Consider the following 13,684-nt stretch of genomic DNA (forward strand, 5'->3'; position numbering starts at 1 on the left):
TTACTGATCGCGACCATAATCCTCGCTAATCCAATTCGGCCCTGGCGGGGCGCGGCCATGAAACCACCTAATGGCCGCCAGAAGTTTGATTCAATTGCCACTGCCGCCCTGTTTCGGACAGGTTTGCCGCAACAAAACATCCTTCTGTTATAGAGGCGGAATTCATGTCGATGAGCGGAGCCGAGGCCCTTTTAGGCCAGTTGATGGTCAATGGGGTCGATACGATTTTCGGGCTCCCGGGCGGGCAGCTCGATCATTTCTTCGATGCCATGCACGGTGCCGGCGACAAATTGCGCCTGTTCGGCACGCGCCATGAACAGGGCGCGGCCTATATGGCGTTCGGCTATGCCCGGTCGACCGGCAAGCCCGGCGTCTATACCGTCGTTCCCGGCCCCGGCGTGCTCAACACCACCGCGGCACTTTGCTCCGCTTATGCCACCAATGCCCCGGTCTTCTGCCTGACCGGCCAGATTCCCACGGCGGGGCTTGGAAAGGGCATCGGCTATCTCCACGAACTGCCCGACCAGCTCGCCACGATGCGGACGCTGACCAAATGGGCCGACCGCGCCATGACCGTCGAAGGCGCACCCGCCTTGGTCAATGAGGGCTTCAACCGGATGCTGAGCGGACGCCCCCGCCCGGTCAGCCTGGAAATGCCGATGGACGTGATGGGCGACCGCGCCGACGCGCAATTGCTGCCCGCCGCCGTGATCGACAAGGCCCCCGCGTTGAACGAGGACGCCATTGCCGACGCGGTCGCGCTGCTGAAGACTGCGCGCAATCCCTTGATCCTGGCCGGTGGCGGCGCGATCGCGGCCGGCGCATCGCTCCATCAGCTCGCGGAAATGCTGCAGGCGCCGGTGGTGTCGTTCCGCAGCGGGCGCGGCGTGGTGTCCGATCGCTCCCCGCTCTCGCAGATGTTCCCCGCCGGCTATGAGCTGTGGAAGAATGCCGATGTCGTGATCGGCCTCGGCACCCGGATGGAACAGCAATATCTCTACTGGAAAGTGCCGCCGCACATGAAGGTGATCCGCATCGACATCGATGCGGAGGAGCTCGACCGGATCGCCGCACCCGCCGTCGCCATCCATGCAGACGCCGCCGACGCCGTGCCCGCATTGGTCGAGAAGCTGGCGGGCGTGCTCGACAAAAGGGCCTCGCGCGAAGACGAGCTGACCCAGCTTGCCGCACGCATCCGCGGCGATGTCGAGGATCGCGTCCAGCCCCAGGCATCCTATCTGGCCGCGATCCGGTCGGCGCTGCCCGATGACGGCTATTTCGTCGATGAGATCACCCAGGTCGGCTATACGTCCTGGTATGCCTTCCCGGTCTATGAACCGCGCCATATCGTCACCTGCGGCTATCAGGGCACGCTGGGCTATGGCTATGCGACCGCGCTGGGCGTGAAGGCCGCGCATCCGGACAAGGCGGTGGTCAATATCGCCGGCGACGGCGGTTTCCTGTTCACCGCCAACGAGATGGCGACCGCCGCGCAGCACAATATCGCGCTGGTCACCGTGCTGTTCAACAACAACAAGTTCCAGAATGTCCAGCGCCAGCAAAAGGAATGGTTCGGCGGCCGGCTGATCGCGTCCGATCTCAAAAACCCCGATTTCTGCAAGTTCGCCGAAAGCTTCGGCATCCGCGCCGAGCGCGTCACCACGCCCGAGGCGCTGCACAAGGCGGTGAAGGCGGCGCTGGAGCGGAACGAACCCGCACTGATCGAGGTGCCGTGCGGCGACATGGATTCGCCCTGGCCCTTTATCATCCGCCCGCCCGCATTCGAGGGCGTGGAGTGACCGGCATGGCGGACACGCGCCCACGCCCCCTGCCCGCGATCGCCGGCCTCGCCCCCTATCGCCAGGGCAAGATCGCGCTCGACGACGTGGCCCAGCCGCTGAAATTGTCGTCGAACGAATCGATGCTCGGCCCCAGCCCCCGTGCGCTCGAGGCCTATCGGGCGCTGGCGTCGGAGCTCCAGCTCTATCCCGACGGATCGCAATCGGCTTTGCGTACCGCGATCGGCGAAGTGCACGGCATCGATCCCGATCGCATCGTCTGCGGCAACGGTTCCGACGAACTGATCCAGCTGTTGATCCGCACCTATGCCGGCCCCGGCGACGATGTCGTGCTGAGCCAGTACAGCTTCGCCATGGCGTTCGTGCACAGCATCGCGCAGGGCGCCAATGCGATCGCGGTCGACGAGCCCGATCTGCGCCCCGATGTCGACGGGCTGCTGGCGGCGCTGACGCCCAGGACGCGGATGGTCGTGCTCGCCAGCCCGAACAATCCGGTGGGCCAATATCTGCCGCGCGACGAATTGCGGCGGCTGCATGCCGGGCTGCCCGGCGACGTGATCCTGCTGCTCGACAGCGCCTATGCCGATTATGTCGATGCCCCCGATTACGAGGCGGGCGCGGCGCTTGTCGGCGATCACGACAATGTCGTGATGACACGCACCTTCTCCAAGCTCTACGGCTTGGCCGGGCTGCGCATCGGCTGGATGTACGCGCCCCGGGCGATCATCGACATGGTCCAGCGCATCCGCACCCCCTTCAACGGCAATGCTGCAGCACTTGCGGCCGCCGAAGCGGCAGTGCGCGACGTCGATTATGCCGCAATGGTGCGGGCGGAGAACAATGCCGAACTGGCGCGGATCGCGGCGGCGCTTGGCGATGCGGGCATCGACGTCATCCCCTCCGTCGCAAACTTCTACCTCATCCGTTTCCCGACCCCGGGCCACGATCCGGACGGCGCGGCGCATTATCTGGAGGCGCGCGGCATCATTCCGCGCCCGGTCGCCGCGGGCGGGCCGGAAGCGGCGCTGCGCATCTCGGTCGGTCGGCCCCACCAGAATGATCGCGTCATCCAGGTGCTGACCGAGTATATGGCGTCATGAGCGACGCGCTGGCGCCCGAAACCCGGGCCTTTCTGGCCAGGCCGCGCCCCTTTCTGGCGGGTGCCCAATGGGCCGAGGGTGCCGGCGCACCGACCATCGGAATCGATCCGGCGACGGGCGAAGCGTTCGGCGAAGCCCATGCGGCGGGCATTGCGGATCTCGATCGCGCGGCCCAGGCCGCATCGCAGGCATTCGCCGACAAGCGCTGGCGCGGCAAGACACCGGCCGAGCGCCAGCGCATCCTGCTGCGCATCGCCGAACTGATCGAACGCGACGCGCAATTGCTCGCCGAACTCGAAACGCTGAACGGCGGCAAGCCCTTCGGCGCGGCATTCCACGGCGAGGTCGCGCACAGCGCCGATACCTTCCGCTATTATGCCGGCTGGGTTACCAAGATCGACGGCGGCACTTTCTCCCCCTCGCTGCCCGGCCAGAGCTTTCTCGGCTATGGCATCCGGGAACCGATCGGCGTCGCCGGGCTGATCACGCCCTGGAACGGGCCGCTGGCGCTGGCGGCGTGGAAACTCGCACCCGCGCTTGCCGCGGGCTGCTCGGCGATCGTCAAACCCTCCGAACTGACGCCCTTCACCACGCTTCATCTCGCCGCGCTTGCGCTGGAGGCCGGCGTGCCCGAGGGCGTGATCTCGGTGCTGCACGGTCCCGGCCCCGAACTGGGTGCCGCGATGGTGCGGCATCCGCTGATCGCCAAGATCTCGTTCACCGGCTCGACCGCGGTCGGCCGTCAGCTGATGGCCGATGCCAGCGGCAGCCTCAAACGCCTGTCGCTTGAACTGGGCGGCAAATCGCCCGTCCTGATCTTCGCCGATGCCGATCTGCCCCAGGCGATCGCCGGCGCCGCCGACGCGATCTTCGGCAATGCCGGCCAGGTCTGCGTCGCGGGCTCGCGCCTCTATGTTCAACGTTCAGTGCTCGACGAGGTGGTGGCCGGGCTCGCCGACCATGCCGCCGCGTTGAAGCTCGGCTCGGGTTTCGCCCCCGATACGCAGATGGGCCCGCTGATCAGCGCCGCGCACCGACAGTCGGTGCACGGCCATGTCGAACGCGCGCGGGCCGATGGTGCGCAGGTGGCGACGGGCGGCTCGTTCCGCGACGGCCCCGGCTTCTTCTACGAACCGACCATCCTCACGGGCGTCGACCAGCAAAGCGCGATCGTCCGTCAGGAAGTGTTCGGCCCGGTGCTGACCGTCATCCCCTTCGACGACGAGGCGGACGCACTGCGCCTGGCCAATGATTCCGATTATGGCCTCGCCGCGAGCATCTGGACGCGCGATGTCGGCCGCGCGCACCGCGTCGCCGCCGACATCCAGGCCGGCATCGTCTGGGTCAACAGCCACGGCTTTCCCGAACTGTCGATGCCGATCGGCGGGATGAAGCAATCGGGCCATGGCCGCGAGCACGGCTTTGCCGGGCTCGAGGCCTTCACCGAATTCAAGTCGGTGATGGTCCGGACTCTTTGAGGAACAGTTCGGCCTCGTCGAGCATCCAATAGGCGAAGGCCTTCACATTGGCCTCGTCCGACACGCTCCTGCGGCACACCACATAATAAGCGTCGTCGAGCATCAGCGCCTCTTCGAACGGCCGCACCAGCACGCCCGATTTCACTTCGTCCGCGACCAGCGGCCAGCGGCCGAGCGCGACGCCATAGCCCGCCATGCATGCGCGCTTCACCAGATGCGAATGGCTGAAGCCGAAGCCGCGCCGCACATTCACGCCACGTATGTCGAAATGGTTGAGGAACTCGGTCCAGTCGATCGCGAAGACGTCGTGGAGCAGCGGCAGCATGCCGACCTCCGCCAGCTCAGTCGGCGCACCATGTTTTTCGAGCAGCGATGGCGCGCAGACCGGCACCACGCTTTCGCCCATCAGCTTCTCGACCTGCAGATTGGGCCAGCCGCCATTGCCATAGCGGATCTCGATATCGGCATCGCCGCTCGACAGCGCGTCGTCCTCCTGCCGCTTGGCGATGAAGCGGACGTCGATATCGGGAAAGCGCTCCTGGAAACGCGACAGGCGCGGGATGATCCACGCGCTCGCGAAGGAATCGAACGTGGCGACGGTCAGCGGCACCACCTGGTCACGCTCCAGCGCCTGGCCCGTCGCCTCCGCCATGATGTCGAAGGCGCGGGTGAGCGGCCCCACCATCGTCTCGCCCAGCTCGGTCAGCTTGATCGTGCGGCTCAGCCGCTGGAACAGCGGCGCGCCCAGCCAGTCCTCCAGCGCCTTCACCTGATGGCTGACCGCCGCCTGGGTGACGCACAATTCGTCGGCGGCGCGCGTGAAGCTCAGATGCCGGGCGACGCATTCGAACACGCGCAGACCCAGTAGGGGTGGCAGCTTCCGGTTCATCGCTTCTTCCTTCGCATCGATAAGAAAATCTGATCGCGCCGATGACCAGCGCCAGTTTGTCGCGCCCTCGGCCACCGGCCACTATGTCGTCCCAACCGCCCTATCGAACAAGGATAATGAACGTGAAGATTACGGGTGCCCGCATCATCGTCACCTGCCCCGACCGCAATTTCGTGACGCTGAAGATCGAAACCGACCAGGGGCTGACCGGCATCGGCGATGCAACGCTCAACGGCCGCGAACTCGCCGTGGCATCCTATCTGACCGATCACGTCATCCCCTGCCTGATCGGCCGCGACGCGCATCGCATCGAGGATATCTGGCAATATCTCTATCGCGGCGCCTATTGGCGGCGCGGCCCGGTGACGATGAGCGCGATCGCGGCGGTCGACACCGCCTTGTGGGACATCAAGGCAAAGGCGGCGGGGCTTCCGCTCTACCAGCTGCTCGGCGGACGCAGCCGCGACGGCGTGATGGTCTATGGCCATGCCAATGGCGCCGACATCGCCGAGACCGTCGACGAAGTGCAGCGCTATATCGAGATGGGCTACAAGGCGATCCGCGCCCAGTCGGGCGTTCCCGGCCTCGCCTCCACCTATGGCGTGTCGAAGGACAAGATGTACTACGAGCCCGCCGACGGCGCGCTCCCCACCGAGAATATCTGGTCGACCGAGAAATATCTCGATCACGCGCCCAAGCTGTTCGAGGCGCTGCGCAGCCGTTTCGGCTTCGAGCATCACCTGCTCCATGACGTTCACCACCGGCTGACCCCGATCGAGGCGGGCCGGCTCGGCAAGTCGCTCGAACCCTATCGGCTGTTCTGGATGGAGGATCCGACCCCCGCCGAGAATCAGGAGGCGTTCCGCCTGATCCGCCAGCACACCGTCACCCCCATCGCGGTGGGTGAGGTGTTCAACACGATCTGGGACGCCAAGGATCTGATCCAGAACCAGCTGATCGACTATATCCGCGCGACGGTGGTCCATGCCGGCGGCATCAGCCATCTGCGCCGCATCGCCGACCTCGCCGCGCTCTACCAGGTGCGTACCGGCTGCCACGGCGCGACCGACCTGTCGCCGGTGTGCATGGGCGCCGCGCTGCATTTCGACATCAGCGTCCCCAATTTCGGCGTGCAGGAATATATGCGCCATACCGAAGCGACCGATGCCGTCTTCCCGCACGCCTACAGCTTCGACGCGGGTTATATGCTGCCCGGCGATGTGCCCGGCCATGGCGTGGAGATCGACGAGGCGCTGGCGACCAAATATCCCTACCAGCCCTCCTATCTGCCGGTGAACCGGCTTGAGGACGGAACCTTGTGGAACTGGTGAGGGTCGTTCGAAACGCCGCTTGCGAATGATGAAAGCCCGCTTCCCCGTCCAGCCGCCCGAAACACATCGGATAGCTGGACGGGGAAGCGGGCCTTTTTCGGCTTGCCCGAATGGACCGCGCGTCACCAGGGCTTGTTGAGCCCCGTCGACTTGCGGCGTTCCTCCCAATGATCGGTCGCGGCGACGGGCGCTTCACCGCCGCTGCCCCCGAACAGGATCGCGGGCAGGAAACCCCAGACCGCCCCCGCCCCGATCAGCCGCCTGAGCGCATGGCGCGCGTCGCGCGGCGTGATCGTGACGGTGGTTTCCAGCGTGCTGTCCGCGCTGCTTTCGATCACCAGATTGCCGCTTTCGCGGCGCACCCGGCCCACATTGAAGTCGATATCGGCGAGCGAACTGACGACACGCATCCTGCCTCTCCTCAGCTCTTGCGCAGCGTGCCGCGTTCCTGCGCGGCGGCGACGCGGTTCGCATGCTGGTTGGCCATGTCGGCCACCGTCTTGCCCGCCGGCGGCGTGAACTGGCCACGGCCGTAGAGATCGGTGAAGACCTCCTTCACCGGCCCCATCTTGTCCGCCAGCGTGCGCGGCGGCTTGCCCGAGGGGAACTGGTTGGCCGGATAGATCGGCTTTTCGTAGATCTGGCGGAAACCCTCGGTCCGGACATCGACCCAGGTGTTGTGGTTGCAGCGCGACCGGTGCTCGCGCAGCGATTCGATGTCGATGGTGACGCCCAGCACCTGTTCCTGCGGATAGGGCGCGTGGCGCATCATCATGCCGGTATAATCGATGGCGAAGGAGCCGCCGGGGCAGAAGGCCTTGGGATAATAGGCGTAATCGACCGTGCCCCAGTTGGAGCCGAGCACATAGGCCATATTGTCGTGCGCGCGGGCGCGGCGCGTGAACACCCAGAAATCCCAGGGTTCGGAAACGCCCTCCACTTCCTGCAGCGCGACCGGATGGCAGATCACCTCCGCCCCGTTATAGCCCAGCGCGCGCGACACCTCCGGCGTGCAGCCGTCATGGCAGGTCATCGTGCCGAGCTTGCCGATCTCGGTGTCGATCACCGGGAACAGCGTCGAGATATCGCCGCCGAACACCTCGCGATATTCGTCGAAAATATCGTGCGGAGAAGTCCCCAGGCCGATCGAGGCCGGGATGTGCCATTTGTGGTAGCGCAGCACGACATCGCCCGACGGGCCGATAATGAAGGCGGTGTTGAACCAGCGATCGGGGAATTGGGGCACGCGCTCGATCACGCCGCCGCCCGCGATATACAGGCCATATTCGCGCGCGGTGTCGCCCAGCCGCCGCATCTCCGGCCCGTCGAGCTCGATCGCCTTTTTCATGAAGCCGTCGATGCCATGCTCGCCCTTGCCCGGCGTGGTGACGCCCTGCATGAAATATTCGGGGAAGACGACGAGCTTGGCGGGCAATTCCCAGAAATAGCCGACGCCGAAATCGATCATGTTGATCGCGCGGTCGAGGTTGCGGGTGATGCCGTCACGGTCCTCCGCCACCTCGACATGCGGCTGCATGATGAGGGCGGTATATTTGTCGATCTTGGGCGCGGGTGTGGTCATGTCGTCGGTCTCCTGAATCAGATCACCAGAAATTGGCGGGCGCGATGCCCATGTCGTCGAGCATCACGCGGGCCGTGATCGTGCCCATCGCGGAGATGCCGCCGCCGGGGTGGCAATGCGGCCCGGTCATGTAGAGGTCGCGCACCGGCGAACGGTAGTGCGCATAGCCGGGGAACGGGCGGAACGAGCCGAGCTGCGCGGCGATGCGCTCGCCGCCATTGGTCGTGCCCTCGACGAAGCTGAGATTGGCGGCCTCCAGCGTGCCGCGATGCTGGATGTGATGGCCCAGGATCACGTCGCCGGCGATATTGGGCGCATATTGCTGCAGCTTGGGCAGCAGCACGCGCGCATAATAATCCTCGCCGATATCGTTCCAGGTCCGGCCATCGGCCAGCCAGTTGGAGACATAGGTGTCGAAGATCAGCGTGTGCTTGCCCGCCGGCGCGCGGCTGGGATCGAGCTTGGTCCAGCAGGCCGACCACAGGAACGGATCGGAAGGCGGCACGCCCATCGCGATCTCCGCATAGAATTTGATCATCTGCGGCATTGAATCGACGATGCGGTGGAAGGGACAGGCGCTCATGTCCGCGCCGTTGAGGAATTCGGGCGCTTCGCTGAGCGCGAGCTGCGCGCGGCAGATCGAGATCTTGCCGAACGAATAGCCCTTCACCATCGACGCGAAGCCGGGCTCCAGCCGCTCCTCGCCGAGCAGCTTGAGGAAAGTCTGCTTGGGGTCGAGCGCGGAGACGGTGGCGCGGCGCCCGCGCACTTCCTGCCCATCCTCCAGCCGCACGCCCGCCGCGCGGCCATTCTCGACGATGACGGAGGCCACGCTGGCGCGCGTCATCACCTTGCCGCCATGCGCCTCGACATAGCGGGCCATCGCCTTGGGCAGCTCCATGCTGCCACCTTCCGGGATCGCCTGGCCATAATAATGGATGGCCGGGATCATGATGTAGAAGCTTTGCCCCGCCCCTTCCTGGTCGGGCAGGATCTGCGGCGCCAGCGCCCAGTTGAGCATCACCGCCTTGATGAAATCATTCTCGAAATTGCTTTCGACCCAGGCGCGCGCCGACATCGAGAATTCGCGCAGCCGCCGCAATCCGGCCTCGCTCGTCTCCAGCGCGCGCGGCAGCGCGGAGGGCATGGCCGGCGGCGAGAAGAACGCCTTGATGAAGCCTTCGCGCACCTGCTCGAAATCGGCATAGACCCCGCGATAGCGCGCGGCATCTGCCTTGGAATAAGCGGCGATCGAGGCGCAGGTCTTCTCGATATCCTTGTGGATGACGATGCCCGGCCCGCCGCCGCGATCGGGGTGGCCGGTGATATGGTCGCTCGGCTCGATATATTTCAGGCCATAGCGTTCCAGCTCGGGCTGGATCGCCTTGAAATCCTCGTTGCACTGGATCCAGACATGCGACGACCCGTAAAGATCGTGCCTGAAGCCGGGCAGCGTCACTTCCTCGGTGATCGCGCCGCCGCCGACATTGGCGTTGCGTTCGAGCACGCACACGCTCAATCCGTGGCGGGCCAGCGTGGCCGCGCAAGCCAGGGCGTTCACCCCGCCGCCCGCAATCACAACGTCGAAATCGGACACCGCACCACCTGCTTCCTGGAAAATCGTCCAGTCGCCAGCCTAGGTGGCCGCAGGATCCGCATAAAATTAGCTTTGTTGATTGCCCGGATGAGCAACATTGAGTTGTATCGCCCCGATATACGGCAACACTGGGCAAAGATGGGGGTCATCCGGCCCGCTGGGCCAAGGAGTGGACGATGCCCCTGATCGCCGCGGACAATGTACAATTGCTGTCCGCCTTGCTGATCGCCCTGGCCTTTCTGGGCTTCTGGGCGGACGGCCACCGCATCCTCAAGCGCACCTCGGGCGTGCTTTGGGTGATCGTCGGCGGCATGGCACTGTCGAATTTCAAGGTCGTGCCGTTCGAGGCGCCGACCTATGGCTTCGTCTTTTCGGTGATCGTGCCCGCCGCGATTCCGCTGTTCCTGTTCAAGGCGAATATCCGCAAGATCGTCCGCGAAACCGGCAGGTTGCTGATCATCTTCCTGCTCGGCAGCGTCACCGTGATGATCGGCAGCACCGTCGCGTTCCTGCTGATCGATCTCGGGCCGCTCGGCGCCAAGGTCGCGGGCGTCTATACCGGCGGCTGGATCGGCGGCGCGGTCGCACTTGTCGCGGTGGCCGATGCGGTCGAGCTGACCAAGACCGATTTTGCGGCCGCGATCAGCGCGTCGAGCCCGGTCAGCGTGCTCGGGCTGATCACATTGGTCAGCATCCCGGCGATCGGCTTCATCCGCCGCGCCATCCCGACGCGTTTCGACACGATCGAAACCGAGAGCGTCGAGGCCAGGGTCGATACCACCCCGCCCTTCCGCCCCGTCGAGATTACCGGCCTGCTCGCGCTCAGCCTGTCGATCTGCGCCGCGGCGCACATGATCGCGGTCCGATTCGGGATCGAGCATTATTCGATCCTCGTCGTCACCCTGATCTCGCTCGCCATCGCCAATCTGTTCCCGCGCCAGATGGAACGGTTCCGCGCCGATTTCGATCTCGGCATGCTGCTGATGTACGTCTTCTTCGCGTGCATCGGCATGACCACCAACGCGCTCGCCTTTATCGACAATGCACTGCCGATGTTCGTGTTCGGCGTGATCGTGCTGGCCGTGCATTTCACGCTGATCCTGGGCGCCGCGAAGCTGTTCCGGATCGACCTCGCAGAAGCGGTGATCGCGTCCGCCGCCAATGTCGTGGGGCCGGCCCCCGCCGCCGCCATCGCCTCGGCGCGCGGCTGGTACGCGCTGGTGACGCCCGGCGTGATGTGCGCGATCTTCGGCAAGGCGATCGGCACCTTTATCGGCGTCGGCGTCACCATGTTGCTGAGCTGATCCGATGGGCAGGACCATTCTCATCACCGGCTGTTCGAGCGGCATCGGCCTCGCCACGGCGCTCGCCTTCGCCGAAAGCGGAGACACCGTGATCGCGACGATGCGCGATCCCGCGCGCGGGCGCGCGCTCGCCGAGGCTGCGAAAGCGCGCGGCCTGACCATCGAGATCGCCGCGCTCGACGTCACCCGATCCGAACGCTTCGCGCCCTTCGTCGCCGATCTGCTCGCCCGGCACGGCCGCATCGATGTGCTGGTCAACAATGCCGGGATGCTGCCGGTCGGCGCGTTCGAGGACATGGACGAGGCCGAGATCCGGCGCGTCATGGAAACCAATTTCTTCGGCGCCGCGCTGCTCACCAGGGCGGTGCTGCCGGCGATGCGCGCGCGGCGCGGCGGCTATGTGATCATGATCAGCTCGCTTTCCGGCCTGGCGGGTCGCGGCGGCGACGCCATCTATGCCGCGAGCAAGTTCGCGCTGGAGGGACTGGCCGAAGCGCTGCGCCAGGAAGTCGCGCGCTGGGACATCCGCGTCGCGCTGGTCGAGCCCGCGGGCTTCTCGACCAATTTGTTCACCGACGCCGCGAAAGGCATGACGGGCGCGAGCGGCCCCGCCTCCCCCTATCATCCGCTCATCGCCGCGCAGCAGGCCGAACATGCCCGCAATGCCGACAAGGGCTTCGCGCCTGACACGCTCGGCCGGCTGATCGTCGACATATCGCGATCGGACGGCCGCCGGCTGCGCTGGGCCGCCGATCCGGTGGCCGAACGCGTGATGGCGAAGCTGCTGGCCGGCGACGATGCCGGCCGGATGCGGTTTCTCGACGATGTCGCGGATATCGGCTGGTGGATTGGTGGTGCCGATCAGCCGGGCTGAACTCCCCTCTCCTCCCTGCGCTTCAGCGGGGGGAGGGGGACCGCGACGCGAAGCGGCGTGGTGGAGGGGAAATACAATGTCGATACTGCTTGGACGCCTGAGCTTACGTCGCCGGGACAATCTCCGGCGAATGAGGTGCGGCGGGATGCACCGCACTTCCCCTCCACCACGCGACTGCGTCGCGCGGTCCCCCTCCCCGCGCTGAAGCGCAGGGAGGAGAAGTCACACCCCGATCTCGTGTTACCGGCTGATATCCCCCGCCTCGGCATTCAGATCACCGATACCGCCGATCCACATATCGCCGGCGATGAAATGCTTCTGCACCGCTGCGGCAAGGCCGAGCTCCACCATGCGAGCGGGCTTTTCCCCCGACAACACACCATGCAGCACGCCTGCCGCAAAGGCATCGCCTGCGCCGATCCGGTCGATGATACCGGTCATGGCCACCGCATCCGACACGAAGGCGCCGTCGCGCATGTCGAGCCGCGCCGACAGGCTCTGCTGCGCCGCGCTTTCGACCTCGCGCCGGGTTGAGGCGATCAGGCGCAACGACGGAAAACGGCGGAACGCCGCCAGCGTGGCCTGCCGATCGCGATCCTCTTCGGCAAACCCCTCACCCGTCATCAGCGCGATGTCACGATGATTGCCGAACAGCAGTTCCGCCTCTCCGGCAAGTGCCGCGAGCAGGCCCGGCGCGTCGCCGCCCGAGGCGGCCCACAGGCTCGGCCGGTAATTGCAGTCGAGCGAGACGCGCACGCCCGCCGCCCGCGCCGCACGCGCGACCGCCAGCGTCGCCCGGGCGCACGCGCCGGTCAGCGCCGGGGTGATGCCGGAGAGATGCAGCCAGTCCGCGCCCGTGAGCGCATCGGCCCAGTCGATATCGCCCGCCGTTTCGGCAAAGGCCGATCCCGCGCGATCATAGACGATCCGGCCGGGTCGTGGCCCCGCGCCCGGCTCCAGCCAGTAAAGCCCCATCCGCCCCGGCCCGCGCCGGATCGGCGCGGTATCGATGCCCATCAGGCGCAGGCCGTTCGCCGCCCTGTCGCCAAGCATCGTATCGGGCAGCACCGAAAGCATCGCGGCGTCGTGGCCGAGCTGCGCGAGCGCGCCGAGCACGTTCGCCTCCGCCCCGCCGACATGGATATCGAGCGTAGCGCCGTGCGCCATCGGAACGCCCGCCGGCGACGCCAGCCGCAACAGCACCTCGCCAAAGCCCAGGATCCGCGTCATGCGCGCATCCCATCCCGCGCCGGACCGACGCGATGATAGGCGCGGTCGAAATAGATCAGCCCTTCGACATCGTCATGGAAACGCGCATCCTCCACCCGGCAGAAGAAGACGCTATGCGTGCCGACCTCGCTCACCTCGACCAGCCGGCAATCGAGCGCGACCGATGCATCGGCGAGCACCGGCGCGCCGGTGGCCAATGTGCCCCACGCCTCCTCGCCGAAACGCTCCGCCATCGTCAGCCCCGATCGCGCGAAGCGTTCGGATACGGGCTGATGCCGCCCGGCCAAAATGTTGACGCACAGCGCGCCATTGGCCTTGAGTACGATATTGGCGTTCGAGGACCGGTTGACGCAGATGAGCAGGGTCGGCGGGTCGTCGGTGACGCTGCACACCGCCGATGCGGTCATGCCGTAACGCCCGCCCGCGCCATCGGAGGTGATGATCGTCACCGGCGCGCCGAGCCGCGCCATCGCCGCGCGGAAGATCTGGGGTTCGACCAT

At 66.1% G+C, this 13,684-nt stretch carries 12 protein-coding genes; 6 read left to right on the top strand and 6 right to left on the bottom strand.

What is annotated here, in order from left to right:
• The first annotated feature begins 164 nt into the window (after positions 1-164).
• From AC3WN8_RS18205 to AC3WN8_RS18215, 3 genes are read left to right on the top strand one after another with little or no spacing between them, the layout of a single operon-like run.
• Positions 165-1,799 (top strand): thiamine pyrophosphate-dependent enzyme, encoded by a 1,635-nt coding sequence (locus AC3WN8_RS18205; protein WP_492670884.1) that lies wholly within the window; start codon positions 165-167, stop codon positions 1,797-1,799.
• 5 nt (positions 1,800-1,804) lie between these two features.
• A complete protein-coding gene (locus AC3WN8_RS18210; RefSeq protein WP_492670885.1) occupies positions 1,805-2,899 on the top strand; it encodes a pyridoxal phosphate-dependent aminotransferase in 1,095 nt (364 codons plus the stop codon).
• On the top strand, positions 2,896-4,377 hold the full coding sequence (locus AC3WN8_RS18215) for an aldehyde dehydrogenase family protein (RefSeq protein WP_492670886.1): 1,482 nt from the start codon (positions 2,896-2,898) through the stop codon (positions 4,375-4,377). Before AC3WN8_RS18210 ends, AC3WN8_RS18215 begins: the two co-directional genes overlap by 4 nt.
• Here the strand turns inward: AC3WN8_RS18215 and gcvA are convergent.
• Positions 4,349-5,266 (bottom strand): transcriptional regulator GcvA, encoded by a 918-nt coding sequence (gene gcvA, locus AC3WN8_RS18220; RefSeq protein WP_492670887.1) that lies wholly within the window; start codon positions 5,264-5,266, stop codon positions 4,349-4,351. The two genes, AC3WN8_RS18215 and gcvA, sit on opposite strands and share 29 nt — an antisense overlap.
• A 116-nt stretch (positions 5,267-5,382) precedes the next feature.
• On the opposite strand from gcvA, the gene manD reads away from it, so the two are divergent.
• Positions 5,383-6,597 (top strand): D-mannonate dehydratase ManD, encoded by a 1,215-nt coding sequence (gene manD, locus AC3WN8_RS18225; RefSeq protein ID WP_492670888.1) that lies wholly within the window; start codon positions 5,383-5,385, stop codon positions 6,595-6,597.
• A gap of 122 nt (positions 6,598-6,719) precedes the next feature.
• Here manD and AC3WN8_RS18230 read toward each other — a convergent pair whose 3' ends face one another.
• From AC3WN8_RS18230 to AC3WN8_RS18240, 3 genes are read right to left on the bottom strand one after another with little or no spacing between them, the layout of a single operon-like run.
• Positions 6,720-7,007: a hypothetical protein gene (locus tag AC3WN8_RS18230; protein WP_492670889.1), complete on the bottom strand. Its 288-nt coding sequence runs from the start codon at positions 7,005-7,007 to the stop codon at positions 6,720-6,722.
• Between the two features lie 11 nt (positions 7,008-7,018).
• Complete coding sequence (locus AC3WN8_RS18235) at positions 7,019-8,179, bottom strand: nitrilase-related carbon-nitrogen hydrolase (RefSeq protein WP_492670890.1); 1,161 nt, start codon at positions 8,177-8,179, stop codon at positions 7,019-7,021.
• A gap of 22 nt (positions 8,180-8,201) precedes the next feature.
• Positions 8,202-9,776, bottom strand: coding sequence for a phytoene desaturase family protein (locus AC3WN8_RS18240; protein ID WP_492670891.1), 1,575 nt, complete (start codon positions 9,774-9,776; stop codon positions 8,202-8,204).
• A 176-nt stretch (positions 9,777-9,952) separates the two neighbouring features.
• Between AC3WN8_RS18240 and AC3WN8_RS18245 the strand changes: the two genes are divergently transcribed.
• Positions 9,953-11,080, top strand: a complete 1,128-nt coding sequence (locus AC3WN8_RS18245) for a DUF819 family protein (protein ID WP_492670892.1) — start codon at positions 9,953-9,955, stop codon at positions 11,078-11,080.
• A gap of 4 nt (positions 11,081-11,084) precedes the next feature.
• Positions 11,085-11,954 carry an SDR family oxidoreductase gene (locus AC3WN8_RS18250; RefSeq protein WP_492670893.1) on the top strand — a complete coding sequence of 290 codons (870 nt, stop codon included), beginning with the start codon at positions 11,085-11,087 and terminating at the stop codon, positions 11,952-11,954.
• A gap of 240 nt (positions 11,955-12,194) precedes the next feature.
• On the opposite strand, the gene AC3WN8_RS18255 is transcribed toward AC3WN8_RS18250, so the two are convergent.
• Positions 12,195-13,184, bottom strand: a complete 990-nt coding sequence (locus AC3WN8_RS18255) for a sugar kinase (protein WP_492670894.1) — start codon at positions 13,182-13,184, stop codon at positions 12,195-12,197.
• Entirely contained in the window at positions 13,181-13,684 is a 504-nt protein-coding gene (locus tag AC3WN8_RS18260; protein WP_492670895.1) for a flavin reductase, read from the bottom strand. Before AC3WN8_RS18260 ends, AC3WN8_RS18255 begins: the two co-directional genes overlap by 4 nt.

It is taken from the genome of Sphingobium sp. FW305-3-2-15-F-TSA7, from assembly GCF_058787155.1.

Excerpts from the sequence above, each read along its gene's own strand:
- AC3WN8_RS18245 (WP_492670892.1), top strand. The coding sequence starts at position 9,953 with ATGCCCCTGATCGCCGCGGACAATGTACAATTGCTGTCCGCCTTGCTG.
- gcvA (WP_492670887.1), bottom strand. The coding sequence starts at position 5,266 with ATGAACCGGAAGCTGCCACCCCTACTGGGTCTGCGCGTGTTCGAATGC.
- AC3WN8_RS18215 (WP_492670886.1), top strand. The coding sequence starts at position 2,896 with ATGAGCGACGCGCTGGCGCCCGAAACCCGGGCCTTTCTGGCCAGGCCG.
- AC3WN8_RS18235 (WP_492670890.1), bottom strand. The coding sequence starts at position 8,179 with ATGACCACACCCGCGCCCAAGATCGACAAATATACCGCCCTCATCATG.
- AC3WN8_RS18250 (WP_492670893.1), top strand. The coding sequence starts at position 11,085 with ATGGGCAGGACCATTCTCATCACCGGCTGTTCGAGCGGCATCGGCCTC.
- AC3WN8_RS18210 (WP_492670885.1), top strand. The coding sequence starts at position 1,805 with ATGGCGGACACGCGCCCACGCCCCCTGCCCGCGATCGCCGGCCTCGCC.
- AC3WN8_RS18255 (WP_492670894.1), bottom strand. The coding sequence starts at position 13,184 with ATGACGCGGATCCTGGGCTTTGGCGAGGTGCTGTTGCGGCTGGCGTCG.
- AC3WN8_RS18260 (WP_492670895.1), bottom strand. The coding sequence starts at position 13,684 with ATGGTCGAACCCCAGATCTTCCGCGCGGCGATGGCGCGGCTCGGCGCG.
- AC3WN8_RS18230 (WP_492670889.1), bottom strand. The coding sequence starts at position 7,007 with ATGCGTGTCGTCAGTTCGCTCGCCGATATCGACTTCAATGTGGGCCGG.
- manD (WP_492670888.1), top strand. The coding sequence starts at position 5,383 with ATGAACGTGAAGATTACGGGTGCCCGCATCATCGTCACCTGCCCCGAC.
- AC3WN8_RS18205 (WP_492670884.1), top strand. The coding sequence starts at position 165 with ATGTCGATGAGCGGAGCCGAGGCCCTTTTAGGCCAGTTGATGGTCAAT.